Origin of the sequence: Microbacterium sp. NPDC079356 (genome assembly GCF_049545465.1) — a bacterium.
GTDB classification, from domain to species: domain Bacteria; phylum Actinomycetota; class Actinomycetes; order Actinomycetales; family Microbacteriaceae; genus Microbacterium; species Microbacterium gawkjiense.
The window spans coordinates 30,348-54,585 of record NZ_JBMWDN010000007.1 but is presented as its reverse complement, the minus strand read 5'-3'; the positions used below and the strand labels follow the sequence as shown (position 1 = coordinate 54,585).

Here is a 24,238-nt window from a genome sequence, read left to right as displayed (position 1 = left end):
CCGCGGGAGTCAGCCGCTGCAGGTCGTGAGGACGATCTCCGACCCGACGGGAACCTCGCCGATCGCCGACTGCACCTTCACCATGCGCGGGTCGGTGGCCGGGCAGGAGGGATCCTCCTGGATGACGGGGTCGAGGCGGTACTCGTCCGAGCCGAGGATCTCGGCGGCCTTGTCGACCGTGTAGTTCAGCGCGAAGTCCTCCACGGTGACGGTACCGGTGGCGACGACGAGGTCGACGGCGGTACCGAGGGGGACCTCTTCGCCGGCGGTCACGGGCGCGCCGTCCACCGATCCGCTGATCACGACATCGGCCGCCAGGGCCGGGTCGTTGCGTCGTGTGATCGAACCGAGCGTGAGGCCCTCCTGCTCGAGGGCGGTCGTCACCTCGTCGACCGTCAGGTTGGCGAGGGTGGGGATGGCGGCCATCTCGACACCCTCTGAGACGTACACGGTGACCTGGTCTCCCGGTGCGACGGTGGTGCCGGCCGCGGGGTCGGTGCGCACCACGGCGCCTTCGGGGACGTCGGCGCTCGTCTCGCCGACCTGCAGCGGCTCGAGCTGGTCCTTGCCGAGGACATCCTGCGCGCGGTCCCAGGTCATCGTCACGACGTCGGGGACGGTGAGCGCGTTCGGGGTGACGGTCCCCTCCTCCGGGCGGATCGTGTTCACCCAGATGAAGACCGACACGAGCAGCACGGCGAGCATCGCGATGCCGGCCCACACCCACGCGACGGGGGGCCCGGCCTGCGTGCGGCGCATCGTGTCGTCGCTCGTCAGTTGGCGCAGCGAGCGCGCCGTCTCGGCGGCCTGCTTCGGGTCGGGTCCGTACAGCTCGTTGCTGAGGTGCTCGACGCGTCGCTTGCTCGGCGCCTTGCGGCCGGTCGCGGCGGCGAGGGCGTCGCGGAAGGCGACGGCGGTCTGCGGCCGCTGGAACGGGTCCTTCGCGAGCGCGCGCAGCACGAGGGCGTCGAGCGACCGCGGCACGGTCTCGACCACCTCGGACGGCGGGACGGGCGCCTCGGACACGTGCTGATAGGCGACCGCGATCGGGTTCTCGCCGCGGAACGGCGGCTGCCCCGTCAGCAGTTCGTAGAGGACGATGCCGGCCGAGTAGATGTCGGCGCGGGCGTCCACAGGGTCGCCCTTGGCCATCTCGGGCGAGAAGTACGAAGCGGTTCCGATGATCGCGGTGGTCTCGGCGACCGTCGACGACGAGTCCGACACGGCACGCGCGATGCCGAAGTCCATGACCTTCACCTGACCGGCATCCGTGACCATGACGTTGCCGGGCTTGATGTCGCGGTGGACGACGCCGGCCCGGTGGGAGTACTCGAGGGCTTCGAGGATGCCGTCGGTGTAGCGCAGGGCGTCCTCGATCGGGACGGGACCCTCGCTGATGATGTCCTTCAGCAGGCGCCCCGAGACGAGCTCCATGACGATGTACGGTTCGGGATGCGGCTGACCCGCGGCATCCGTCCTCGTCTCCTCACCGGCATCGAAGACACGGACGATCGCAGGGTGCGACATGCGCGACGCGGACTGCGCCTCGAGGCGGAACCGCGTGCGGAACGCCCCGTCGGCGGCGAGATCCGGCTCGAGGATCTTGATGGCGACGTCGCGCCCGAGCGTGAGGTCCTGCCCGCGGTACACCGAAGCCATGCCGCCTCGGCCGATGAGGTCATCGACGCGGTAGCGGCCCGAAAGCACGCGTTGCTGTACGGACACATCACTCCCCGGAATGGAACCCGGACAGCCTATCCGACCCCGCTCGAAAGCCCGCTGAAAGCGGTCGTGGTCAGCCGTCGCCCTCGCCGTCGGCCGGCGGGGTCTCCTCGGGTGCGGGCACGATCGACGCGGACGCCTCGGGAGAGCTCCCCGACTCGCGCTCGGTGCCCTCGCCCGTGCACGTGACGGTGTAGGTCACCGAGAGGGCCTGGCTGTTGTCGTCGACGACGATCTTCGCCGGACGCTGGTCGATGCCGAAGCTCGCCGTCGACTCGCCGTTCGTGTCGAAGATGCCGCCCGAGAGTGTCATCGTGTAGCTCGACGCCGTGGGAGCGCCCGCGGGACAGGTGTAGCTGTCCCACATGACCTGGACCGTCGATCCGGCCGTGACGGTGCCGTCTCCGTTGCCACCCTCGATGCGGGGGGCAGCGGGCACTCCGAGCGCCGCGGCGTCGGCGTAGTACAGCAGCGTGATCTCGCGGTCGAAGCGCACGTTGCCGGTCGGATCGACGCTGTAGACCTGACCGGCCTCCGCGTCGGTGTCCGCCTCGGCACCGCGCTCGCAGACGACGTTGTCGAAACCGTTTTCGTTGAGGATCGCGGTGGCTTCCCCGCACGTCTTCCCCTCGAGCCCCAGGGTCGCGGGGTTCGCGGTCGTCGGCTCGGTCTCGGTGGGGGTCGGTGCGGGTGAGGAGGGCGGGACGCTGGCGCTCGACGGGGGGTTCGAGGGCGTGTTGCTCGGAGCCGCGGTGTTGCCCTGAGGCATGAACAGCGTGATCAAGAAGCCGACGAGGACGATCGTCAGCAGCACGATGAGCGCGACCAGGGGCCAGGTCCACGGGCTGCGCTTCTTCTTGCGCTGCGTCCCCGCGGGCGAGGCCTGGTCGGTCGACAGTGCGGCCGTGCCCGTGCCGACGGCGGCAGCCGCACCGGCCCCGGCCGCGGCGGCGGCGCCGGCGGGCAGGAGGCGGGTCGTGGCATCCGATCCCGTGGTCGGGGTCAGCAGCTGGGTGAACGCGTCCGCGTCGGCGGCGCCGCCGATCGCGGGGACGATGGCCGCGGCGCCGGCGACGTCCCCACGACGCAGCGCGCCGGCGGCACGCGCGACGGCGGAGGTCGAGGCGGGACGGTCCTCGGGCTTCTTCGCGATCATGCTCATTACGAAGCGCTGCACGGGCTCGGCGACCGTGTCGGGCAGCGGCGGCGGGGTGTCGTTGATCTGCGCCATCGCGATGGCGACCTGCGACTCACCCGTGAACGGACGACGACCCGCGAGCAGTTCGTAGGCGACGATGCCGAGCGAGTAGATGTCGGTGGAGGGGGATGCCGCGTGCCCCGACGCCTGCTCGGGCGAGAGGTACTGAACGGTTCCCATGACCTGGCCGGTCGCGGTCAGCGGCACCTGATCGGCGATGCGGGCGATGCCGAAGTCGGTGATCTTGACGCGGCCGTCGGGGGTGATCAGCAGGTTGCCGGGCTTGATGTCGCGGTGGACGAGCCCCGCGGCGTGGGCCGCCTGCAGCGCCGATGCGGTCTGCGCGACGATGTCGAGGGTCTTGTCGGACGAAAGGGCGCCCTCGCGCTCGAGGATCGTCGACAGCGCCTCGCCGGGGACGAGCTCCATGACGAGGAAGGCGGAGCCGTTCTCCTCGCCGTAGTCGAAGACGCTGGCGATGCCCTCGTGGTTCACGAGCGCGGCGTGACGGGCCTCGGCGCGGAAGCGCTCGAGGAAGCCCGGGTCGCCCATGTACTCGTCTTTGAGGATCTTGATGGCGACCGTGCGGCCGATGACGTGGTCGGTGGCCTCCCAGACCTCGCCCATGCCGCCGATCGCGATCCGCGAGTCCAGTTCGTACCGTCCGCCGAAGCTCACACCCTGCGTCGGTCTCATTCGCTCAGCACCGCCTCAATCACTTTCTTCGCGATCGGGGCCGCGATCCCGTTGCTCGTGCCGTTCTGGCCGAGCCCACCACCGTTCTCCACCATCACCGTGACGACCACTTCCGGGTCCTCTGCGGGCGCGAAACCGGTGAACCAGAGCGTGTACGGGTCCCCCGGATTGTGCTCCGCCGTTCCGGTCTTCCCGGCGACGTCGACGCCGTCTATTCTCGCACCCGACGCCGCACCGTTTTGGACATTGCCGATCATCAGGGTCGTCATCGTCTCGGCCACCTCGGGGGTCAGCGCTTCGCCGAACTGCGTGTTCGCGGGCTCGTCCTGCACCGTCAGATCGGCCGCGACGACGCGGTCGACCATCCGCGGGTTCATGACGACGCCGTCGTTCGCGATGCCGGCGGCGACCATCGCCATCTGCAGCGGGGTGGCGCGTACGTCGGTCTGACCGATGCCGCTGAGCGCGGTCTGCGGCGCGTCGAAGCCCTCGGGGTAGCTCGACGCGGCGACGTCGAGGGGGATCTCGAAGGCCGAGTTGAAGCCGAACTTCTGCGCCTGTTCACGGATGGCGTCGGTGCCCAGCTCGAGCGCGAGCTCGGCCATGGGGATGTTGCAGCTGAGCCGCAGCGCGGTCTCGAGCGTCGTCTTCTCCCCCGGTCCGCACGTGCCGCGGTCGAAGTTGTGCAGGACGTTGTTGGTTCCCGGGAGCGTGAAGGTCGCCGGGTTGTCGAACTCGGAGTCGGGGGTGTACTTCCCCGAGGCGAGGGCGGCCGACGCGACGACGAGCTTGAAGGTCGATCCGGGGGGCTCCGTCTCGCGGGTCACCCGGTTGGTGAGCGGTCGCAGCGGATCCGCCTGCAGCTCCTGATCGGCGGCGTTGACCGCCGAGCTGTTGTGCGAGGCGAGCTTGTTGGTGTCGAAGCTGGGGCTGGTGGCCATCGCGAGGATGCGGCCCGTGTCGGGCTCCATCGCGACGACCGCGCCCTCGAGTCCGTCCAGCGCGTCGTACGCGACCTTCTGCACCGCGGGGTCGAGCGAGAGCAGCACGTTCGACCCGCGCGGCGGCTGGCCGCTCACGATCTGGTCGAGACGGGTCAGGAACTGCTGGCTGCCGGTGCCGGCGAGGGCCGCGTTCATGGCGTACTCGAGCCCGGTCGAGGAGCGCAGGACGGGGTTGATGAACCCGGTCACGGGCGCCCACATCTCGGCATCCGGGTACGTGCGGATCCAGCTGTAGACGTCGTCGCTCGGCTCTGACGACGCGATCGCCGTGCTGCCGGCGAAGATCGTGCCGCGCTGCACCGCGTACGAGTCGTACAGCGTGCGCCGGTTGTCGGGGTTCTCGTTCAGCTGACCGGCGAGGGCCACCTGGATCACGCTCGTCGCCGCGAACAGGCTGAGGAACATGAGGAGCACCACGACGCTCAGTCGACGGAGTTGCTTGGTCATCCGATCACCACCCGGGGCCTGGAGCGGACGGCATCCGAGATCCTCAACAGGATCGCGATGATGAGGAAGTTCGCGATGAGGGAGGAACCGCCGGCCGCGAGGAACGGCATCGTCAGACCCGTCAGCGGGATGAGACGGGTGACGCCGCCGACCATGATGAACACCTGCAGCGCGAGGGTGAACGACAGCCCCGTCGCGAGCAGCTTTCCGAAGTCGTCCTGACCGGCGATGCCGATCCGGATGCCGCGGCTGACGAAGACCATGTAAAGGGCCAGGATCGCGAAGACGCCGACCAGGCCGAGTTCCTCACCGAGGCTCGGGAGGATGTAGTCGTTGTGGGCGAGCGGCGTCAGGTCGGGTCGGCCCAAGCCCCAGCCGGTGCCGATGAGTCCGCCGTGGGCGAGGCCGAAGATGCCCGAGACGAGCTGGTAGCTGCTGCCGTTGATGTAGTCCGGGTTGAAGGCGTCGAGCCAGTTCGAGAACCGGGAGGCGACGTAGGGCAGGACCTGCGAGGCGGCCAGGGCGCCCGCGACGGCCAGGAGGACGCCGAGGATCGCCCAGCTCGCTTTGCCCGTCGCCACGTAGAGCATCGCGATGAACATGCCGAAGATGAGGATGCCGGTACCCAGGTCGCGCTGAAGGACGATGATCCCGAGCGAGACACCCCACACGATCAGCAGCGGCCCGAGCTGGCGGGCGTGCGGCCAGGTGATCCCGAGGAAGCGCGTGCCGACCGAGGTGAGGGCCTCGCGGGTGCGGACGAGGTAGCCGGCGAAGAAGATCGCGAGGCAGATCTTCGCGAGCTCACCGGGCTGGAACGAGAAGACACCGGCGACCGACACCCAGACGTCGGCGCCCGCCTCGATGCCGAGTCCCGGGACGAAGGGGAGCAGCAGCAGCAGGATGCCGCTGAGGCCGAAGACGTACGTGTATCGGAAGAGCACACGGTAGTTCCGGAGGAAGATGACGATGAGGATGGCGCCGGCGATCGCGATCGCCGCCCAGACGAGCTGGCGGAACCCGAGCGAGGACCAGCCGACGCGGTCCTCGGCGATGTCGAGGCGGTAGATCATGGCGACGCCGATGCCCGTGAGGAGCGTCGCGATCGGCAGGACGAACGGGTCGGCGTCGCGGGCGCAGATGCGCGTCACGATGTGCAGCGCGAGCGACAGCCCCGCCAGCCATCCGCAGTACGAGAGGAACGTCGGGTCGATCTCGTCGCGGGTGCCCAGCTGGACGAGCAGCACGGCGACCGTCGAGACGATGATGGCGAACACGAGCAGGCCGAGCTCGCGGTTGCGCTGGGTCGCCGGCATCCGGAGTTTCCGGAGTGCCTTGATGACCGTCGTGTCGGTTTCTACCGCGGCTGTCATGGGGTCCCCTGGCGGAGGTTGTCGACGATCGCCTCGGCGTCGGCGAGGGATCGGGCGGAGATGGTCTGCTCCACGGACAGCCGCTGATACGCGGGCAGGTCCGCGAGGAGGATGTCGGTGTCCTCGTACGGCGTGGACAGCGAGATCGGACCGATGTCCTGCTGGATGCCGCGGTAGATCACGACGCTGTCGTCGTCGGGGCCGACGAAGTAGCGCGTCTGCGTCCAGGCGTAGCCGGCGAAGACGCCCGCGGCGAGCACCGCGACGATCGCGATGAAGCCGACGAACCACCAGACGCGGCGGCGGCGCGCGCGGCGGCGGTCCTCTTCGATGAGCTCCTCGAGGTACTCGGCCGCGGGCTCGAAGTGGCTGGGCTCGTTCGCCGCCTGGCGTCCGGTCTGGAACCAGCCCGTCCGGGCGGGGCGCGCGACGGGGACCTCGATGCCCTTCGGGGTGGCCGCGGACCCGACGATGGTCGCGGTGCCGCTGAACATCGGATGCCGCCCGCCCACGTCGACGAGGACGATCGTGACGTTGTCGGGGGCGCCGGCATCCAGCGCCAGCTTCAGGAGCATGTCGGCGGTCCGACCCGGGGCGAGGTCCTGGCGCAGGACCTTCGCGGTCTGCGCGTCGTCGACGACGCCGCACAGTCCGTCGGAGCAGATGAGCCACCGGTCGCCCGGCTGGGTCTGCATGATGAACGCGTCGACCTCGGGATCGGTGCCCATGTCGCCGAGCACGCGCATGAGGACGGACCGGCGCGGGTGGTAGCGCGCCTCTTCGGGGGTGATCCGGCCCGAGTCGACGAGGCGCTGGACGAAGGTGTGGTCGGTCGTGATCTGCGTCAGCACGCCGTCGCGGAAGAGGTAGACGCGGGAGTCGCCGATGTGGGCGATGACGGCGTAGTCGTCGACCATGAGCACGGCGCTGACCGTCGTGCCCATGCCGGCCAGCTCGGGGCGCTCGGTGACCGTGTCGACGAGGACGTGGGCGGCGTCGACGATCGCGTCACGGAGCTCGCGCTCGGCTTCGGCCGGCGTCGGGAATGCGTGGTCGAGGCCCTCGAGGTGGTGGACGGCGATGCTCGAGGCGATGTCACCGCCGGCGTGCCCGCCCATGCCGTCGGCGACGACGAACAGGTTCGAGCCCGAGAAGCCCGAGTCCTGGTTGTTGGAGCGGACCTTCCCGGTATGCGAGATGGCGGCGCTCGAGCCCTCGAAGACCATCGGTGCGGGCCGTTACTTCCGCAGCTCGAACGTCGTGGCGCCGACCTTGATCGGAGCGCCGACGATGACGGGGACGGGGGATGCCACGCGCTCGCCGTCGTGCCAGGTGCCGTTCGTCGAGTCCAGGTCCTGCACCATCCACTGCTCACCCCAGAGGACGAGGCGGGCGTGGTGGCTCGAGGTGTAGTCGTCGCGGATGACGAGGCCCGACTCGCTGGAGCGGCCGATCGTCAGGGGCTCGTCACCGAGGGGCAGTTCGAGTCCGGCCTTCGGTCCGCTCGTGATGACGATGCGGGACACGGTGTTGACCGTCGCCTTCTGGGGACCCGAGGGTGCCGCCGGGCGCGTCATGACCGGCGAGACGATGGAGGTCTCGGCGTTGGCCGGGGCCGTCGCGACGGGGCCCGCGGCGGCCGGTGCCGGCTCGGGCATCTTGCGCACCTTGACGCCGAACAGGTCGGCGCGCAGCGAGTAGACCACTGCGAAGACGAAGAACCACAGCAGGATCAGGAATCCGATCTGCAGCAGCAGGAGTGTCAGTTCGCTCATGCCTGGCCTCCGAGGTCGAACAAGCGGGTCGCGGGATCCTGCGGCCGCGGGGGGATGCGGGATGCCGCCTGCGCGACGACGCGGAACGTGATGCGCGTGCGGCCGATCGTGACCACGGAGTCCGGCTCGAGGGCGGCCTCCGAGACCTTCTGCCCGTTCAGCTGGGTGCCGTTGGTCGAGCCGAGGTCGCGGACCATCGCACGGCGACCGTCCCACAGGATCTCGACGTGGCGACGGCTGGTGCCGGCGTCGGGGATCGTGATGTCGGCATCCGTCCCTCGGCCGATCACGGTGCGGCTGCCGGTGAGGCGGTGCTGCGTGCCGTCGATCTCGACGACGCCGTGCCACGAGACCTCCTCGGCCGAGGCGGAGCGCGAGTCGACGCGGACGGTGCCGGTCGTCAGGGACTCGTCGGGGTTGATCGCGAGCGAGACGGGGCCCGCGAAGCTGTACTTCTGCGCCTTGGCGTGGCCCTCGACCAGCTGTACGAGTTCGTCGTGCAGGGTGCGGCCGAGGGCGCCCATGCGTTCGTGGTCGGCGGGGGCGAGCCGGACGACGAGCGTGTTCGGCACGAGGATGCGGTCGCGCGAGACGACGGCGGCCTTCGCATCGAGTTCGGCACGCAGTGCGGAGGCGATCTCGACAGGCTGCACACCGCTGCGGAAGGTCTTCGCGAACGCGCCGTTCACGGCGCGCTCGATTCCCTTCTCGAAGCTGTCAAGTAGTCCCACGGGGCTCCTCAGGCAGTCTGGACCGGTGCTCACATGCTAGTTGTCGACCCTGGCAGGGTCTGGGGAACACAGCTGCGGCCGTTTCTCCGGCGGGCTCGCGCCATGATATCCTCGGAAAGTTGATCCCGTGGCGACACGGGTTCGCGCGAGTGGCGGAATAGGCAGACGCGCTGGCTTCAGGTGCCAGTGCCCGAAAGGGCGTGGGGGTTCAACTCCCCCCTCGCGCACAGACAGTGCGAAACGAAGCCGGTCGGTGGTGAGAACCCCGACCGGCTTCGTCGTTTCCGGGCGATGCAGCCGGGCTTTTAGGCTCGTACGATGAGCACGTCGCGCGGGAGGATCTGGACCGGCGTCATCCGCGTCGCCCCTTACGATCGCGACCACACCGTCGCGATCCGGGCCGCGATCAGCGTCGGCGTCCCCCTCGTCGTCCTGTGGTCGATAGGTCGCCTGGACCTCAGCATCTATGCGAGCTTCGGAGCCTTCGCCTCGCTCTACGGCCGCACCGATCGCATCGGCGACCGCGTCCGGATGCAGGTGGCCGCCGGGACGGTCGTGGTCGCCGCGATGCTCATCGGCACCGCGCTCTCGGTCGCCGACGTGCCGGCTCCGTTCGCGATCGTGGTCGTGGCTGCGGTCGCCTCCATGGCGACCCTGCTCGCGTATGCGACGCAGTGGCACCCGCCCGGCGCGCTGTTCATCGTGTTCGCGGCCGGGGCCACGGCATCCATCCCTGCAGAAGGCGCGCGTTTCGGCCATGTCCTCGTCGTGGGTCTGGCCGCCGTCTTCTTCTCCCTCGCGGTGACCCTCGTCTCAGAGACGGTGACCGGTCGCCGGATCCCCCGTCTCACGCGGACGAAGAACCGGATGCCGGTGGGCGCCGTCGCCGCGGAGATGGCCCTCACGGTCGCGGTCGCGACGGTGCTCGCCGGCGCAGCCGGACTGCTCCTCTTCCACGCCCACTGGTACTGGGCGATGGTGGGCGCGGTCGCTGCGGTGAGCGGCCCGCACGTGAAGGCCCGCGTCATCCGCGGGCTGCAGCGGCTCATCGGCACCCTGCTCGGCGTGCTCGTCGCGGCGGGCATCCTCGCCCTGGGGTTGCCGCCCCTCACGGTCATCCTCATCGCCGTCGCCTTGCAGGCGGGCGCCGAGCTCTTCGTCGGGCGCAACTACGCGATCGCGATGGTCTTCATCACGCCGCTCGCCCTGCTCATGGTCCAGCTCGCCGCGCCCACCACGGTCGGCGTTCTGCTGACGGACCGGCTGTGGGAGACCGTCGTGGGGATCGTCGCGGGGACCACCGTCGCCGTGGGCTCTGCGCTCATCCGCGGGCGCCGCCGGCGGGCCTGAGCCCGGATCAGCCCTGGTAGCCGATGAGCCAGGTGACCCCGAAGCGGTCGCTGACCGTTCCGTCGTCGTCGCCCCAGGCGCGCAGCTGCAGATCGTCGACGATCCGGCCTCCGTCGGCCAGCCGGGCGAACCACGTCTCGAGGACAGCCGGCTCCGCAGCCCCCAGCAGGGCGAACATCACTCCACGCAGCTGCAGCGCCTCGTCCCCGGGACCACCGTCCGAGGCGAAGAGCGCGACCGGGCCGGTCAGCATCCCGTGGGCGATGAAATCGCCGGGACCGTCGACGCGCTCGAACTCGGCGAACGTGTTCAGCACGAGGTCGCCGCCGAACACCCCCTGATAGAAGGACAGCGCATCGCGCGCCGTGCCGGGAAACGTCAGATACGGGGTGAGTCCGGTCATCCGCTCACCGTAGACCGCCGTCACCCGCGTGACCAGAGCGGATGCCGGTGCCCGTCCCTTGATGACGCGCCGATCAGCTCAGCGAGAGGAAGAGCTTCTCGAGGTCCGCCATCTGCAGCTCGGCGTCGTCCTCGCCGAGGCACTGCTGCATGGCGGCGGCGATGACCGCGAACCCGGCCCGATCGATCGCGCTCGACACGGCAGAGAGCTGTGTGACCACCGCACGGCAGTCGCCGCCGTCCTCCACGGCGGCGATCACGGCGGCGAGCTGGCCCTGCGCGCGCTTGAGGCGGTTCGCGATGCGGCGGACGGCCTCGTCGTCCCGGAGCGCCGTCGACACCGTCAGACCTCCTCGCGCGCGGCGGCCTCGAGGCCGTCGGTCCACGTGAGCCAGCCGCCGTCGAGGTTGCGGACATCGTGCCCCAGCTGCTGCAGCAGGCGGCTCGCGGTGTGCCCGCGCTGTCCGACCCTGCAGTGGACGATGAGGGGCGCGTCCGGCAGCTCCGCATGACGCTCGCGGATCTCGTCGAGCGGCAGGAGGACGGCGCCGGGGATCGCGCCGGCCTCATTCTCCTCGGCTGTGCGGACGTCGACCACGACGGCGCCGGCCGCGCGGGCGGCATCCACTTCGTGCCACTGGATCGTGCGGTCGGCTCCCGTCGCGAGGTTCTCGGCGACGTACCCCGCCATGTTGATCGCGTCCTTCGCCGATCCGTACTGCGGTGCGTACGCGAGTTCGAGCTGGGACAGAGCGGATGCCGTGAGCCCGGTCGTCATGGCGACGGCGAGGACGTCGAGCCGCTTGTCGACGCCGGCTCCGCCGCAGATCTGCGCCCCCAGGATCAGGTCGGTCTCGGGGTCGACGAGCAGCTTCATCGCCATCTGCTCGGCACCCGGGTAGTACGTCGCATGCGAGAAGGGGTGGGTGTGCACGACGCGGTGCGCCCGGCCCGTCGCGACGAGCCGGCGCTCGCTCCAGCCGACGAGCCCGACCGTGAGGCCGAGGATGCCGACGATCGTCGTCCCGAGCGCGGGGGTCGCGGGTGCGGTGACGAAGCCGGCGATGTCGTCGGCCGCCGCTCGGCCGTGCCGGTTGGCGAGGCCCGCCATGGTGACGAGGGTCGCGGCGCCGTCGAGGTGGTCGGTCTTCTCGACCGCATCGCCCACGGCCCACACGCCCGGGATGTTCGTGCGGTGCCGGTCGTCGACGGCGATGCCGCCGGTCGGGCCGAGTGCGATGCCCGCGGCCTCGGCGATCCGGACGTCGGGACGCACGCCGCGCGCGTCGACGACGAGATCGGCGGGCACGCGGCTGCCGTCGGACAGGACGACGGCGCCGGCCTCGAGACGCTCGATCGTGGTCCGGGTGCGGACGTCCACTCCGGCGGTCGACAGCGCACGGTGGACGGGCGAGGCCATCTCGGGGTCGAGGGCGCTCAGCACCTGCGTCCCGCGCTGCACGAGGATGACCTGCGCGCCGCGGTGCGCGAGGTTCTCGACGGCTTCCACGCCGATGAACCCGCCACCGGCCACGACCGTCCGCGGCGTCCGCAGCCCCGCGAGGACCTCGGTGATCGCATCGACGTCGTCGACGCTGCGCAGGGTCGCGACCGGAACGCCCTCGCCCGGGATGCCGCTGGTCGCCGCCGCTCCCATGGCGAGCACGAGGTCGTCGAACGGCTCGTCCCGTTCGGTGCCGGCATCGAGGTCGCGCACCCTGACGACCTTGGACGCGGCGTCGATCGCCGTCACCTCGTGCCGCACGTGCACGCGCAGCGCGAAGCGCGCGGCGAGCGATGCGGGGGTCTGCAGCAGCAACGACGACCGGTCGGCGATCACGCCGCCGACGTAATAAGGGAGTCCGCAGTTCGCGAAGGAGACGTGCGCGCCGCGCTCGAAGACGACGATCTCGCGCTGTTCGTCGAGACGGCGCAGGCGCGTGGCCGCCGACATCCCTGCCGCGACACCTCCGATGATGATGGTCCGCATGTCCTGATGATACCCCGGGGGGTATCGCTGCAGTCGCCGGATGGGCAGACGCCGGGTGTACGTCCGGCAACGTTTGTGTCACCTTCGCACGTGGGGGGTGACTGCACAGGCTGCGAGGGCTAGGTTGGGGAACGACCGGCGGACGTGTCGCCGGCAACAATCAGTAAGGCAGTTCATGAGCGTCAGCGGTACCGTCAAGTGGTTCAACTCGGAGAAGGGCTTCGGGTTCATCGCTCCCGATGAAGGCGGCGCCGACGTCTTCGCCCACTACTCGGCCATCGAATCGTCGGGCTACCGCTCGCTGGAAGAGAACCAGCGAGTTGAGTTCGACATCGCACAGGGCCCCAAGGGTCTTCAGGCGGAGAACATCCGTCCCCTCTGAGGTTTCACACCTCTTCAGTGAGGAGCAGGCGGCGGAGCTCGACCATCGTGTCGACCGCCGCCTGCGCTCCTTCTGACTCGTGGGGCCAACTGAAGCCCCACCGCACGAAGATCACGGGCACGCCGTTCGCCGCGCCCCCATCGATGTCGTGATGGCGGTCCCCGATGAGGATCGGTCGGCTCGTGTCGACCCCCATCGAGCGCAGCCGCCGCAGTGACTCCGCCACGATGTCCGCCTTCGAGGCGAGGGTCTTCTCGTCCGGGGTCGCGCCCGCCATCGCCTGCATGTGCTCGGCCAGACCGTAGTGCTCCATCAGCGCGACGACCTGGACCTCCGGCTTCGAGCTCGCCGTCGCCTGCGGGATGCCGGCGGCCGAGATGTCCGCGATGAGCTCCCCGACACCCGGGTAGAGCCGCGTGCGCGCCGTGTACCCGTCCTGCTTGCCGAGTGCGCGGTAGTAGGTGACCGCCTCGGTCGCCTGCTCCGGGGTCATCCCCACGTTCTTCTGGAACGAGTCGTACATGGGCGGTCCGATCCAGTGGACCAGTTCCGCGCGGGTCGGGGCGGGGTACCCGAAGTGGCTCAGGCAGCGGTCGAGTCGGCTGAGGATGCCGTCCGATGCATCGACGATGGTGCCGTCCACGTCCCAGAGGATGCAGGACCAGGGGGAGCGTGTCGTCATGCGTCCAGCCTACGGGCGGGTCGGAGCGTCCGACGGACGAGGACCGCAAGGGCGTACGCGATGGCGCCGACGACCATCTTGTCGATGAGGGAGATGGTGATGTTCACGATGCCGATCGCGACCTCGGGGTTCACCCCGATCATCCCCCTCACGACGTCGCGCAGGCCGTCGAGCCCGCGGTCGGTGGAGCCACCCAAGTAGAACACCGTGATGGGAACCGCGATCGCCGAGGTGACCGCTGCCACGACGGCACTCAACCCCAGGAAGCGGGGGAGCGAGGCGGCGAGGCGGAATCGGGACGCCCCGAATCCCCAGACGAGTCCGGCGGACACCATCGTCACCGAGAACACCGCGTCGACGAGTTGACCTTTGAGGAGTTCGACGGTGATGAAGAGGACGCCGACGGAGGCGGCCGCCCAGGGGCCCGCGAGGATGGCCACGAGAGCCGTCCCCGCCATGTCGAAGAAGAACACGTCGCCGAGCAGGGGGTTCACGAACTTGCCGGTCGAGTTCAGGAGGACGCCCGCGACGATGACGGCGATCACGCGTCCCGGCGTGCGCCCCACCGCGGGAGGGGGCGGTGTCTCCGTGACCGGCGCCGGAGAGTGGACCGGATCGGTGGCGACGGCCTGCGCCACCCGCGCCTGCCAGCGAGGACACCGCAGTGGCGTCCTCGCCGAGCGCCTCCGCTATCTCGGCGACGAGGCCGGCGTTGAGCCGACGCCGACCGAGCCGGAACGCATCCGAGATCGTGGTGTGGGCGACGCGCGCCGCCGCGGGGTTCGCGCCGGCTATGCGCCGCTCGGTGATCCGGGCGGCCAGTTCGCGGTACGAGACGCCCCTCGCGTCGCGCAGGGTGCGGAGCTCCGAGACCAGCTCGTCGATGCGCGCCGCACTCGTGTCGCTCGTGCCCCCCACACCGTCATCGTAGAGCCGCGGAGGTGCCGAGTCGGACCCCGGGTCACCGACACGGCACCACCGCGGTGAGCGGCACGCGAGCCCGAATCCGCGTGCAGCGACGGTGCCCGGTGACGTGGTGATCTCGTTCTCCCCCCGGAGACGGACCGCCACCGGCGCACCTGCTCGCCGTCCACGGTACGAGCCGTCAGCCGCGGACGGGGCGTCGGAGCCCATTCCCGGACGATCCCGAACGGGCCCGCGGGTAGGCTCGTCGCCGTGCGTCTCGTCATCGCCCGCTGCTCCGTCGACTACACCGGTCGCCTCAACACCCACCTGCCGCCCGCCACCCGCCTCATCATGGTGAAGGCCGACGGCACGGTCGCGTTCCACCGCGACATCCAGCACCAACCGCTCAACTGGATGAGCCCGCCGTGCACGCTGACGGTCATCGAGCCCGGCGAGGACGACGTCGACGTCGTTGAGAAGTGGCGCGTGACGCACGCCAAGTCAGGCGATGAGCTGACCATCCGGATCTACGAGGTGCTGCACGATTCGTCGCACGAGCTCGGCACCGACCCGGGCCTCGTCAAGGACGGTGTCGAGGCCGACCTGCAGCGGCTGCTCGCGGAGCAGGTCGGCGTCATCGGCGAGAACCTGACGCTCGTGCGCCGGGAGTTCCCCACCGCCATCGGACCGGTCGACCTGCTGCTGCGCAACCCTGAGGGCGGCACCGTGGCGGTGGAGGTCAAGCGTCGGGGCGACATCGACGGCGTCGAGCAGCTCACGCGCTACCTCGAACTGCTGGGGCGCGACCCGCACCTCGCGCCGGTCACCGGCGTCTTCGCCGCTCAGGAGATCAAGCCGCAGGCGAAGGTCCTGGCGGCGGACCGCGGCATCCGTTGCGTCACCCTCGACTACGACGAGATGAAGGGCATCGAGTCGGGAGCTCCGCGTCTGTTCTGACGCCCCTCAGTGGCTGGTGCCGCGGGTGCCCGGCAGGGGCTTGGCGGCGCCCGAGGCGAACCCCGACGCCGCGACCAGCGCGGCGATGATGAACAGCGTGTTGAGCAGGCCGATGTGCGTGCTGATGACACCCAGGATCGGCGGGCCGCACAGGAATGCGACGTAGCCGATGGTCGCGGCGGCGCTCACCCGCGCAGCTGCGTGCTCGGGGTCGTCGGCGGCGGCCGACATCCCGAGCGGGAAGCCGAGCGAGGCGCCCACGCCCCAGAGGGCCGCGCCGACGAAGACGAGTGGCAGGTTCGGCGCCAGGATGAACAGCAGGATGCCGACCACGGCCGTGATCGCCAGCACCCGCAGCGTCGCGACGCGGCCGAAGCGGTCGACGAGCGGGCCGCCGAAGACCCGCACGACGGTCATCGCCACGGAGAAGACCGTGAGCGCCGCGGCGCCGAGTGCGACGCCGCCCTCGTGGTCCTCGCTCACGCCGAGGGCCATCCAGTCGTTCGCGCCGCCCTCGGCGAATGCCATACCGAGCATGACCACGCCCAGCACGTAGGTGCGCGGTTCGCGCCACGCCGACAGCGCGGCCGCCAGCCGCGAACGCCACCCGCTGGGTGCCGCGTCCGGGGCGCCGAAGTCGCGCTGCGGCACGTACGCGAAGGCGACGACCGCGAGGACGACGATCGCGACGGCGATCACGGCGGTGTGCGGGAAGACGCCGATGCGTGCACCGGCCACCAGCGCGCCGATGCCGGCGCCGATGACGGTGCCGAGGCTGAAGAAGGCGTGGAACAGCGGCAGGATCGTCTTGCCCACCTCGACCTCGATCGCCGCACCGTCGACGTTCATGAGCACGTCGAGCGCGCCGTTTCCGAACCCGAAGAGGGCGAGCCCGATGAGGACGAGCAGGAGCGAGGGCGCGACGTCGGTGCCGAGGCCGATGAGGAACAGCCCCACGGCAAGGACCAGCATGACCGTCAGCATCCCGCGACGCGTCCCCATGCGGGCGGCGATGACGGAGGACACCGACAGGCCGAGGATCGACGCGACGCCCATGCCGAGAAGGAGCAGGCCGATGGTCGAGTTCTCAATGCCGAGGGCGGCCTTGATCGAGGGCACCCGCGACGCCCACGTCGCGATGCTCAGACCGCTCGCGGTGAAGATCGCGAACACGGCGAGGCGCCAGGTCCACAGGCGGGAGGCGGTGAGCTGCAACGTCATGGCGTCACTCTAGCGGGATCTCCGAATCGATTCGAGAATCGGATCCGTGCGGCTACGATCGAAAGATGAGCAGCCGCCGAGCGACGATCTCCGACGTCGCGCGTGAAGCCGGGGTGTCGGCATCGACGGCATCCGTCGTCTTCAGCGGCAAGGTGTCCGTGTCGGACGCCACCCGCGCCAAAGTGCTGCAAGCGGCCGAGGCCCTCGGGTACAGCGGACCGGATCCGCGGGCGGCATCGCTGCGCACCGGACGTGCCGGCGTCGTCGCCGTGCTCTTCCGCGAGCGCCTCGCGTCCGCGTTCCGCGACCCCGTCACCGCGGCGATGATGGACGGTCTCACCGATGCGCTCGCGCCCATCGGCGCCGGCGTCCTGCTCCTCCACGACGAGGGACCCGTCGAGTCGGCGCCCACGCTCACGACGGCGCCGGTCGACGCCGCGATCCTGCTCGGGTGCAACGAGATCCTGCAGTCCTCGGTCGACGTCCTCGGGCGCCGCGGCATCCCCGTCGTCGTCATCGAGGGCGACGCCGGACCCGACGTGCCGCAGATCCTGCTCGACAATGTCGAAGCCCAGCGCACCGCCGCCGAGCACATGCGCTCGCTCGGACACGAGCGGGTGGCCCTCGTCACGCTGACGAAGGATGCCACGCGCCCCCGCGGCTTCATCGACGACCCCAGCCGAATCGCCGTCGAGGTCACCCGCGACCGCCTGCGCGGCGCGCGGCAGGTCTACCCCGACGCGCCCGCCTACGCCGTCGGGGCGAGCTCGATCGACGAGGGACTCGCCGCCGGTCGCGTCCTGCTGCAGGGGGAGCGGCCCACGGCGATCATTGCGCAGAGCGACCTGCTCGCCGCCGGCGTCATCCGCGCGGCCGAGGAGGCAGGTTTGCGTGTCCCCGAGGACCTCAGCGTGACGGGTTTCGACGGCATCACGGTCGACGGGCTCGCGCCGTACGCCCTGACGACGCTCGTGCAGGACGCGATCGCGAAGGGGCGCGCCGCGGGCGAGGCCGTCGTCGCGATGCTCGAGGGGCGGGACCCGGCATCCCTCACCCTCACCTGCACATTCCGACGCGGGAACACGACCGGTCCGGTACCCGCCTGACCTGGGAACCCGCCGGGCGCCGGCTGGTCGTCAGCCGGTAGACTGGAGTCCTCGACCCCCGCGAGTGCACAGAGGAGGCCAGGTTGCTGATTCTCCTCGCGGCGTTCGCGCTCGTGCCCCTCCTCCTTCCGGCACTCGTCGCGCGCCTCGGGTCACGCACCTTCCTCGTCGCGGCCATCGTCCCGATCGCCGCGTTCGTGCACACGGCCTGGCAGAGCCCCGCCGTGCTCGCCGGGGATATCCCGTTCGAGACATACATCTGGATCCCGGATCTCGCGGTGCAGGTGTCGATGCGGATGGACGTCCTGTCGTGGGTGATGTCCCTCATCGTCACCGGCGTCGGCGCCCTCGTGATGATCTACTGCCGCTGGTACTTCGCCGGCAAGACCGAGGGCCTCGCGACGTTCTCGGCGGTGCTGCTCGCCTTCGCCGGGGCGATGTACGGGCTCGTGCTGACCGACGACATCGTCGTGCTCATCATGCTCTGGGAGGTCACGAGCGTCCTCTCGTACCTGCTCATCGGCTTCTACCACCGGCGCGGCGCGAGCCGTCGTGCCGCGCTGCAGGCCCTGCTGGTGACGACCCTCGGCGGGCTCGTCATGCTCATCGGCGTCGTCATGCTCGTCGTCCTCTACGGCACGACGAGCATCGCGACGATCCTCGAGACCGGCCCGATCTTCGAGGGCGGCCAGGCCGTCGCCTTGGATGCCGCGATCGTGATGCTGCTCGTGGGTGCGCTCAGCAAGTCGGCCATCTTCCCGTTCCACTTCTGGCTGCCCGGCGCCATGGCCGCGCCGACCCCGGTGAGCGCCTACCTGCACGCCGCCGCCATGGTGAAGGCGGGCATCTACCTCATCGCCCGCTTCGCCCCGGCCTTCGCCGACACCGACCCCTGGCGTCCCATCGTCATCGGACTCGGTGTCTTCACGATGCTGCTCGGCGGCTTCCAGGCGCTGCGGGAGTCCGACCTCAAGCGCATCCTCGCCTTCGGCACCGTCAGCCAGCTCGGCATGCTGACCGTCGTCCTCGGGTACGGCGAACGCAACAGCGCACTCGCCGGTCTCGCCCTGCTCGTCGGGCAGGCCCTCTTCAAGTCGGCGCTGTTCCTCGTCGTCGGCGTCATCGACCGCCAGCTCAGCACCCGTGACATCGCGGAGCTCTCGGGCGTCGGTCGGCAGGCGCCCACCCTCGCAACCTTCTCGATCATCGCGATCGCCTCGATGGCGGGGGTCGCCCCGACCGTCGGCTTCGTCGCGAAAGAGGCCGCGCTCGCCTCGTTCCTCGAGGGCGGCACCGAGCCGGCGGCCCTCATCCCGCTCATCGGCATCCTCCTCGGTTCGGCTCTGACGGCGGCGTACGGCATCCGTTTCGTGTGGGGTGCGTTCTGGACGAAGAAGGATGCCGCCGGCGCCCCGCTCGAGCGCACCGAGTGGCCCGACCCGCCGATCGGCTTCCTCGTGGCCCCCGTCGTGCTGAGCGGTCTCACGATGGTCGCCGGCGTCGCGGCGCCGCTGGTCGACGCGGCGATCGCCGGGTACGCCGACGGCATCCCGCTCGAAGAGGGCGGCAAGGAGTCCCACCTCGCACTCTGGCACGGGTGGGAGCCGGCGCTGTTCCTGTCGCTCGGCTCGATCGCGCTCGGAGCGCTGCTGTTCTGGTTCACCCAGCGGCGCCCGCTGAAGGCGCGTGTCATGCCGTTCACGGCGAACGACGTCTACAACCTGTCCCTGCGCGGCATCGCCCGCATCTCGGTCTGGACCACCTCGCTCACCCAGCGCGGCTCGCTGCCGTTCTACGTGGGCACGATCTTCGTCGTGTTCGTCGCGGCGGAGGCTACGGCGCTGCTCGCCGGTACGGAATGGCGCTTCGCGGTCGACGCGTGGCAGAGCCCGGCCCAGCTGCTGGCGGCACCGGTCATGATCCTCGCCGGTTTCGTCGCGATCCGCGCCCGTAAGCGCTACACCGGGGTCGTGCTCGTCTCGGTGACGGGGCTCGGCATGGTGCTGCTGTTCGCGACGAGCGGTGCCCCCGACCTCGCGCTCACGCAGATCCTGGTCGAGACCGTGACCCTCATCGCCTTCGCCCTGGTGCTGCGCCGCATCCCCGCCCGTCTCGGCGACCATAACGCCTCGGTGCTGCCGGTGGTCCGGGCCGTCATCGGCATCGGTGTCGGCGTCACGATGGCGGCGATCGCCCTCATCGCCACGGGGGCCCGCGTCGCCGACCCCGTCTCGGGTCCGTTCCCCGACCTGGCCTACGAGATCGGACAGGGCAAGAACGTGGTCAACGTCACCCTCGTCGACCTCCGCGGCTGGGACACGATGGGGGAGCTCTCGGTGCTCATCCTCGCCGCGACGGGTGTCGCCTCGCTCGTCTTCGTCACGAACCGCTCCGACAGCCGCGTCCTGCCGTCGATGCCGACCAGCACGAGTCGCAGCCGCCGTCCGCTCGTCGAGACGGCCGATGGCCCGCGCCCGCGCTCGACGGCGCCCGGCTCGACCCGGCAGGCCTGGCTCGTCGGCGGGCTGAAGGTCAAGCCCGAGAACCGATCGCTGCTGCTCGAGGTGATCGTCCGCATCCTCTTCCACTCGATCATCGTCGTGTCGGTCTACCTGCTCTTCGCCGGTCACAACCTGCCCGGCGGCGGCTTCGCGGGCGGCCTCGTCGCGGGCATGGCCCTCGTGATGCGCTACGTGGCGGGCGGACGGTGGGAGCTCGGTGCCGCCGCGCCCACCGATGCCGGTCGCCTGCTCGGCGCGGGCATGGTCCTCGCGCTCTCGTGCGCGATCGTGCCCCTGTTCTTCGGCGCCGCACCGCTGACCAGCACCTACTGGAAGGCCGAACTGCCGCTCCTCGGGGAGGTCGAGTTCGTGACCTCGACGATCTTCGACGTCGGCGTCTACCTCGTCGTCATCGGGCTCGTCCTCGACGTGCTGCGGTCGCTCGGCGCCGAGGTCGACCGGCAGACGCAGGCGCAGCGGGAGCGGGTGACCGCATGACCGTTTCGCTCGTCCTCGTCATCATCATGGGGGTGCTGTTCGCCGCCGGGGTGTACGCGATGCTCGAGCGCAGCCTCACGCGCGTCCTCATCGGCTTCCTGCTGCTCGGCAACGCCGCCAACCTCTTCCTGCTCGTCGTCATGGGCGCCCCGGGTGTCGCACCCTTCTACGGCAGCGCCGGCGAGGGGGAGTCCTTCAGCGACCCGCTGCCGCAGGCGCTCTCGTTGACCGCCATCGTCATCACGTTCGCGATCTCGTCCTTCCTGCTCGCCCTCATCTACCGCTCCTGGCAGCTCGGTCAGGCCGACACCGTCATCGACGACGAGGCCGACCGCGAGGTGCGCGAGCGCGGCGCCCGCGACGAGGAGACGATGGACGACGAGATCACGGACGAGGACGACGACGCCACGACCGACTTCATCGGGACGGAGACCTCGCCCATCGTGATCCTCCACGCGCAGGACATCGCCGAACTGCGCGACGACGCCCCGACGGACACCCCGGGAGGCCCGCGATGACCGCGCTCGTCCCGCTCCTGGTCACCCTGCCACTGCTCGGCGCGGGGATCGCGCTGATTTTCGGCCGCCGCCGCCGCGTGCAGGTGGGCGTCTCGATCGTGACCCTCACGGTCGCCGCCGCCGTCGCGGCCGTGCTGCTGTACTACGTGGATGTGAGCGGGATGCCGCTGGCGGTGTCGGTCGGCGGATGGCCGATCCCGTTCGGCATCGTGCTGTACGTCGACCGCCTCGCGGCGCTGCTCGTGCTCGTCTCGAGCATCGTGCTGCTCGCGGTCCTGCTCTTCTCGGTCGGCCAGGGTGCGGCCGATGGCGACGAGGAGACCCCGGTCTCGATCTTCCACCCGTCGTACCTGATCCTCGCGGCGGGCATCTTCAACGCGTTCATCGCGGGCGACCTCTTCAACCTCTACGTCGGCTTCGAGATCCTGCTGGTCGCGTCGTACGTGCTCATCACGCTCGGGTCCACCGAGTCCCGCATCCGCACCGGCGTCGTCTACATCGTCGTGTCGCTCGTCTCGTCGATCCTCTTCCTCGCCGCGATCGCCGCCATCTACGGCGCGCTCGGCACCGTGAACATGGCCCAGCTGGCGGACCGGATGGGGGAGCTCCCCGACGAGGTGCAGCTCGTCCTTCACCTGATGCTGCTGCTCGCCTTCAGCATCAAGGCGGCGGTCTTCCCGCTGTCGTTCTGGTTGCCCGACTCGTACCCGACCGCGCCGGCGCCGGTCACGGCGGTGTTCGCGGGCCTGCTGACGAAGGTCGGCGTCTACGCGATGATCCGCACCGAGACGCAGATCTTCCGAGAGAACGACGTCAACCAGCTGCTGCTGATCGTGGCGCTCGCGACGATGGTGGTCGGCATCCTCGGCGCCGTCGCGCAGGCCGAGCTCAAACGCATCCTGTCGTTCACACTCGTCAGCCACATCGGTTACATGGTCTTCGGCCTTGCGATCGCGACACCGGAATCCCTCGGCGCCACGATCTACTACATGGTCCACCACATCGTCGTGCAGACCACCCTGTTCCTCGCGGTCGGGCTCGTGGAGCGCCGGGCGGGGTCCACGTCGATCCTCAAGGTGAAGGGGCTCATGAAGGCGGCGCCGGTGCTCGCCGTCCTCTACTTCATCCCCGCCATCAACCTCGGCGGTCTGCCGCCGTTCTCGGGCTTCATCGGCAAGTACGCGCTGTTCAACGCGGCCGCCGAGGTCGGCACGCCGATCATGTACGCCCTCATCGTCGCGGGGATCGTGACCTCGCTCCTGACGCTCCTGGCGCTGATGCGCGCGTGGAACCTCGCGTTCTGGCGCGAGGAGGAGGACCACACCGAGGAGTCCGGTGTCGTCGACCGCATCTCGTACCTGGGCGACGCCCCCGCCGCCGGTGTGCAGACCGAGCGCCGCGTCATCCCGCGCATCATGACCGCCTCTACGGCGGGCATGGTGGCCGTCACCGTGGCGCTGACCCTCTTCGCCGGGCCGCTCTACAACCTCTGCGCGAGCATCGGCGCGGCGCTTCCCTACCCCGTGAGCCTCACCCAGTTGCAGGACGAGGTGAACGATGGGAACTGACGTCAAGCGCAGCGCGCTGACCGGCATCTGGCGGCAGCTGCCGTTCTTCCTCTGGCTCATCGCACTCTGGATGCTGCTGTGGGGTCAGTTCACCGTACTCGCCTTCCTGACCGGGACCGTCGTCGCCGTGTTCGTGACGAGCGTCTTCCGTCTGCCTCCGGTCGAGCTCTCCGGACGCCTCAACCCGTGGTGGCTGCTCGTCTTCCTCGTGCAGTTCCTCGGCGCCGTCGTGAAGGGCTCGCTCGTCGTGGCGTGGCAGGTCGTCCGGCCCGGCCGGCAGCCCGGCGCCTCGGTCGTCGCGGTGCCGCTCGTGACCGACGACGACCTGATCATGGCGCACGTCGGGGTCACGGCATCCCTCATCCCCGGTTCGCTCGTCCTCGAGACCGACCGCGACCGCCGCATCCTCTACCTGCACGTCCTCGGCGCCGCGACGGATGCCGAGGTCGACGCGCAGCGGCGGATGGTGCAGCGCTGGGAGGCGCGGATCGTGCGGGCCGTCGGCTCGCCCGTCCAGCTCGAGGCGATCCGCGCGTCGGGCGCCGGCGGCGCCGAGATCCGCACCCGCGTGGAGGAGGAGCGCTCGTGACCACCGCCCTGATCGTCGTCATCTGCGCCGTCTTCGGTGTCGCCGCCCTGCTCACGGTCTGGCGGATCATCGTCGGGCCCTCGATCCTCGACCGCGCCGTCGCCTCCGACGTCCTGCTGACGCTCCTCATCTGCGCGCTCGGCGCCGAGATGGCGATCAACCATCACACGCGGACGCTTCCCGTGCTGCTGATCGTCGCGGCCGTCGGCGTGTTCGGGTCGGTCTCGATCGCGCGGTTCGTCGCCCGCCGGGACGGAGCCGAGCGATGACCGAGATCCTGCACGTCGTGTCGCTCGTCCTCATCCTCGCGGGGGCGCTCCTGTGCCTGACGGCCGCGATCGGACTGCTGCGCCTCCGCGACGTGCCGACCCGCCTGCACGCGGCGACCAAGCCGCAGGTGCTCGGGCTCCTGCTGATCGCCATCGCGGTGGGGATCGAGCTGCAGTCGTGGGCGGTCGTCGCCTTCCTCGTGCCCGTGCTCGTCATCCAGTTCGCGACGGCGCCGCTGTCGGCCCACATGGTCGGGCGCCAGGCGTACCGCAACGGCACGATCGACCGGCGGACCCTGCACGTCGACGAGCTCGCCGACGCGAAGGAGACCCCGCCCGGCGCGGGCGGCTGA

At 70.2% G+C, this 24,238-nt stretch carries 23 protein-coding genes and 1 tRNA gene; 11 read left to right on the top strand and 13 right to left on the bottom strand.

Going from position 1 to position 24,238, the window contains the following annotated elements:
- Nucleotides 1–9: 9 nt before the first annotated feature.
- From pknB to ACPEH0_RS13540, 7 genes are all read right to left on the bottom strand, one after another.
- Nucleotides 10–1,707 carry a Stk1 family PASTA domain-containing Ser/Thr kinase gene (pknB, locus tag ACPEH0_RS13570; RefSeq protein ID WP_366214427.1) on the bottom strand — a complete coding sequence of 566 codons (1,698 nt, stop codon included), beginning with the start codon at nt 1,705–1,707 and terminating at the stop codon, nt 10–12.
- Between the two features lie 88 nt (nt 1,708–1,795).
- Nucleotides 1,796–3,616 carry a protein kinase domain-containing protein gene (locus tag ACPEH0_RS13565; protein WP_423719486.1) on the bottom strand — a complete coding sequence of 607 codons (1,821 nt, stop codon included), beginning with the start codon at nt 3,614–3,616 and terminating at the stop codon, nt 1,796–1,798.
- The gene (locus ACPEH0_RS13560; protein ID WP_217528927.1) at nt 3,613–5,067 is read right to left on the bottom strand and encodes a peptidoglycan D,D-transpeptidase FtsI family protein; all 1,455 of its coding nucleotides are present in this window, start codon (nt 5,065–5,067) and stop codon (nt 3,613–3,615) included. Before ACPEH0_RS13560 ends, ACPEH0_RS13565 begins: the two co-directional genes overlap by 4 nt.
- Nucleotides 5,064–6,440 carry an FtsW/RodA/SpoVE family cell cycle protein gene (locus tag ACPEH0_RS13555; RefSeq protein WP_217528929.1) on the bottom strand — a complete coding sequence of 459 codons (1,377 nt, stop codon included), beginning with the start codon at nt 6,438–6,440 and terminating at the stop codon, nt 5,064–5,066. Before ACPEH0_RS13555 ends, ACPEH0_RS13560 begins: the two co-directional genes overlap by 4 nt.
- Nucleotides 6,437–7,666, bottom strand: coding sequence for a PP2C family protein-serine/threonine phosphatase (locus tag ACPEH0_RS13550; protein WP_217528931.1), 1,230 nt, complete (start codon nt 7,664–7,666; stop codon nt 6,437–6,439). Before ACPEH0_RS13550 ends, ACPEH0_RS13555 begins: the two co-directional genes overlap by 4 nt.
- 12 nt (nt 7,667–7,678) lie before the next feature.
- Complete coding sequence (locus ACPEH0_RS13545; protein WP_253035718.1) at nt 7,679–8,215, bottom strand: FHA domain-containing protein FhaB/FipA; 537 nt, start codon at nt 8,213–8,215, stop codon at nt 7,679–7,681.
- Nucleotides 8,212–8,946 (bottom strand): FhaA domain-containing protein, encoded by a 735-nt coding sequence (locus ACPEH0_RS13540; RefSeq protein ID WP_064002828.1) that lies wholly within the window; start codon nt 8,944–8,946, stop codon nt 8,212–8,214. Before ACPEH0_RS13540 ends, ACPEH0_RS13545 begins: the two co-directional genes overlap by 4 nt.
- 143 nt (nt 8,947–9,089) lie before the next feature.
- Between ACPEH0_RS13540 and ACPEH0_RS13535 the strand changes: the two genes are divergently transcribed.
- A tRNA-Leu gene (locus ACPEH0_RS13535) sits at nt 9,090–9,173 on the top strand.
- A 91-nt stretch (nt 9,174–9,264) separates the two neighbouring features.
- Nucleotides 9,265–10,296, top strand: a complete 1,032-nt coding sequence (locus tag ACPEH0_RS13530) for an FUSC family protein (RefSeq protein ID WP_366214429.1) — start codon at nt 9,265–9,267, stop codon at nt 10,294–10,296.
- Nucleotides 10,297–10,303: 7 nt separating this feature from the next.
- Here the strand turns inward: ACPEH0_RS13530 and ACPEH0_RS13525 are convergent, their stop codons facing one another.
- The 3 genes from ACPEH0_RS13525 to ACPEH0_RS13515 all read right to left on the bottom strand — a co-directional run bounded on the left by ACPEH0_RS13525 (nt 10,304) and on the right by ACPEH0_RS13515 (nt 12,688).
- Nucleotides 10,304–10,699, bottom strand: a complete 396-nt coding sequence (locus ACPEH0_RS13525) for a VOC family protein (RefSeq protein ID WP_366214430.1) — start codon at nt 10,697–10,699, stop codon at nt 10,304–10,306.
- Between the two features lie 73 nt (nt 10,700–10,772).
- Nucleotides 10,773–11,039 carry a metal-sensitive transcriptional regulator gene (locus tag ACPEH0_RS13520; RefSeq protein WP_366214431.1) on the bottom strand — a complete coding sequence of 89 codons (267 nt, stop codon included), beginning with the start codon at nt 11,037–11,039 and terminating at the stop codon, nt 10,773–10,775.
- A gap of 2 nt (nt 11,040–11,041) precedes the next feature.
- Nucleotides 11,042–12,688, bottom strand: coding sequence for an FAD-dependent oxidoreductase (locus tag ACPEH0_RS13515; RefSeq protein WP_366214432.1), 1,647 nt, complete (start codon nt 12,686–12,688; stop codon nt 11,042–11,044).
- Between the two features lie 175 nt (nt 12,689–12,863).
- Between ACPEH0_RS13515 and ACPEH0_RS13510 the strand changes: the two genes are divergently transcribed.
- Nucleotides 12,864–13,070 carry a cold-shock protein gene (locus ACPEH0_RS13510; RefSeq protein ID WP_064002832.1) on the top strand — a complete coding sequence of 69 codons (207 nt, stop codon included), beginning with the start codon at nt 12,864–12,866 and terminating at the stop codon, nt 13,068–13,070.
- A gap of 4 nt (nt 13,071–13,074) precedes the next feature.
- Here ACPEH0_RS13510 and ACPEH0_RS13505 read toward each other — a convergent pair whose 3' ends face one another.
- Both ACPEH0_RS13505 and ACPEH0_RS13500 read right to left on the bottom strand, forming a co-directional pair.
- Entirely contained in the window at nt 13,075–13,752 is a 678-nt protein-coding gene (locus ACPEH0_RS13505) for an HAD hydrolase-like protein (RefSeq protein ID WP_366214433.1), read from the bottom strand.
- A complete protein-coding gene (locus ACPEH0_RS13500) occupies nt 13,749–14,318 on the bottom strand; it encodes a hypothetical protein (protein ID WP_366214434.1) in 570 nt (189 codons plus the stop codon). Before ACPEH0_RS13500 ends, ACPEH0_RS13505 begins: the two co-directional genes overlap by 4 nt.
- 610 nt (nt 14,319–14,928) lie before the next feature.
- On the opposite strand from ACPEH0_RS13500, the gene nucS reads away from it, so the two are divergent.
- Nucleotides 14,929–15,615 carry an endonuclease NucS gene (nucS, locus tag ACPEH0_RS13495; RefSeq protein ID WP_064002834.1) on the top strand — a complete coding sequence of 229 codons (687 nt, stop codon included), beginning with the start codon at nt 14,929–14,931 and terminating at the stop codon, nt 15,613–15,615.
- Between the two features lie 6 nt (nt 15,616–15,621).
- On the opposite strand, the gene ACPEH0_RS13490 is transcribed toward nucS, so the two are convergent.
- Nucleotides 15,622–16,836, bottom strand: coding sequence for an MFS transporter (locus tag ACPEH0_RS13490; protein ID WP_366214435.1), 1,215 nt, complete (start codon nt 16,834–16,836; stop codon nt 15,622–15,624).
- 65 nt (nt 16,837–16,901) lie between these two features.
- Between ACPEH0_RS13490 and ACPEH0_RS13485 the strand changes: the two genes are divergently transcribed.
- The 7 genes from ACPEH0_RS13485 (at nt 16,902) to mnhG (ending at nt 24,238) form a co-directional block, all read left to right on the top strand.
- The gene (locus ACPEH0_RS13485) at nt 16,902–17,942 is read left to right on the top strand and encodes a LacI family DNA-binding transcriptional regulator (protein ID WP_217528949.1); all 1,041 of its coding nucleotides are present in this window, start codon (nt 16,902–16,904) and stop codon (nt 17,940–17,942) included.
- A gap of 83 nt (nt 17,943–18,025) precedes the next feature.
- Nucleotides 18,026–20,941, top strand: a complete 2,916-nt coding sequence (locus ACPEH0_RS13480; RefSeq protein WP_366214436.1) for a Na+/H+ antiporter subunit A — start codon at nt 18,026–18,028, stop codon at nt 20,939–20,941.
- The gene (locus tag ACPEH0_RS13475; RefSeq protein WP_217528951.1) at nt 20,938–21,459 is read left to right on the top strand and encodes a Na(+)/H(+) antiporter subunit C; all 522 of its coding nucleotides are present in this window, start codon (nt 20,938–20,940) and stop codon (nt 21,457–21,459) included. Before ACPEH0_RS13480 ends, ACPEH0_RS13475 begins: the two co-directional genes overlap by 4 nt.
- The gene (locus ACPEH0_RS13470; protein WP_064002839.1) at nt 21,456–23,027 is read left to right on the top strand and encodes a Na+/H+ antiporter subunit D; all 1,572 of its coding nucleotides are present in this window, start codon (nt 21,456–21,458) and stop codon (nt 23,025–23,027) included. Before ACPEH0_RS13475 ends, ACPEH0_RS13470 begins: the two co-directional genes overlap by 4 nt.
- A complete protein-coding gene (locus tag ACPEH0_RS13465) occupies nt 23,017–23,616 on the top strand; it encodes a Na+/H+ antiporter subunit E (protein ID WP_366214437.1) in 600 nt (199 codons plus the stop codon). The genes ACPEH0_RS13470 and ACPEH0_RS13465 overlap by 11 nt, the downstream gene beginning before the upstream one ends.
- Complete coding sequence (locus ACPEH0_RS13460; protein ID WP_217528955.1) at nt 23,613–23,885, top strand: monovalent cation/H+ antiporter complex subunit F; 273 nt, start codon at nt 23,613–23,615, stop codon at nt 23,883–23,885. The genes ACPEH0_RS13465 and ACPEH0_RS13460 overlap by 4 nt, the downstream gene beginning before the upstream one ends.
- Entirely contained in the window at nt 23,882–24,238 is a 357-nt protein-coding gene (gene mnhG, locus ACPEH0_RS13455; protein WP_217528957.1) for a monovalent cation/H(+) antiporter subunit G, read from the top strand. Before ACPEH0_RS13460 ends, mnhG begins: the two co-directional genes overlap by 4 nt.

Excerpts from the sequence above, each read along its gene's own strand:
- ACPEH0_RS13565 (WP_423719486.1), bottom strand. The coding sequence starts at position 3,616 with ATGAGACCGACGCAGGGTGTGAGCTTCGGCGGACGGTACGAACTGGAC.
- ACPEH0_RS13560 (WP_217528927.1), bottom strand. The coding sequence starts at position 5,067 with ATGACCAAGCAACTCCGTCGACTGAGCGTCGTGGTGCTCCTCATGTTC.
- ACPEH0_RS13555 (WP_217528929.1), bottom strand. The coding sequence starts at position 6,440 with ATGACAGCCGCGGTAGAAACCGACACGACGGTCATCAAGGCACTCCGG.
- ACPEH0_RS13550 (WP_217528931.1), bottom strand. The coding sequence starts at position 7,666 with ATGGTCTTCGAGGGCTCGAGCGCCGCCATCTCGCATACCGGGAAGGTC.
- ACPEH0_RS13545 (WP_253035718.1), bottom strand. The coding sequence starts at position 8,215 with ATGAGCGAACTGACACTCCTGCTGCTGCAGATCGGATTCCTGATCCTG.
- ACPEH0_RS13530 (WP_366214429.1), top strand. The coding sequence starts at position 9,265 with ATGAGCACGTCGCGCGGGAGGATCTGGACCGGCGTCATCCGCGTCGCC.
- ACPEH0_RS13525 (WP_366214430.1), bottom strand. The coding sequence starts at position 10,699 with ATGACCGGACTCACCCCGTATCTGACGTTTCCCGGCACGGCGCGCGAT.
- ACPEH0_RS13515 (WP_366214432.1), bottom strand. The coding sequence starts at position 12,688 with ATGCGGACCATCATCATCGGAGGTGTCGCGGCAGGGATGTCGGCGGCC.
- ACPEH0_RS13510 (WP_064002832.1), top strand. The coding sequence starts at position 12,864 with ATGAGCGTCAGCGGTACCGTCAAGTGGTTCAACTCGGAGAAGGGCTTC.
- ACPEH0_RS13505 (WP_366214433.1), bottom strand. The coding sequence starts at position 13,752 with ATGACGACACGCTCCCCCTGGTCCTGCATCCTCTGGGACGTGGACGGC.
- ACPEH0_RS13490 (WP_366214435.1), bottom strand. The coding sequence starts at position 16,836 with ATGACGTTGCAGCTCACCGCCTCCCGCCTGTGGACCTGGCGCCTCGCC.
- ACPEH0_RS13485 (WP_217528949.1), top strand. The coding sequence starts at position 16,902 with ATGAGCAGCCGCCGAGCGACGATCTCCGACGTCGCGCGTGAAGCCGGG.
- ACPEH0_RS13475 (WP_217528951.1), top strand. The coding sequence starts at position 20,938 with ATGACCGTTTCGCTCGTCCTCGTCATCATCATGGGGGTGCTGTTCGCC.
- ACPEH0_RS13470 (WP_064002839.1), top strand. The coding sequence starts at position 21,456 with ATGACCGCGCTCGTCCCGCTCCTGGTCACCCTGCCACTGCTCGGCGCG.
- ACPEH0_RS13465 (WP_366214437.1), top strand. The coding sequence starts at position 23,017 with ATGGGAACTGACGTCAAGCGCAGCGCGCTGACCGGCATCTGGCGGCAG.
- mnhG (WP_217528957.1), top strand. The coding sequence starts at position 23,882 with ATGACCGAGATCCTGCACGTCGTGTCGCTCGTCCTCATCCTCGCGGGG.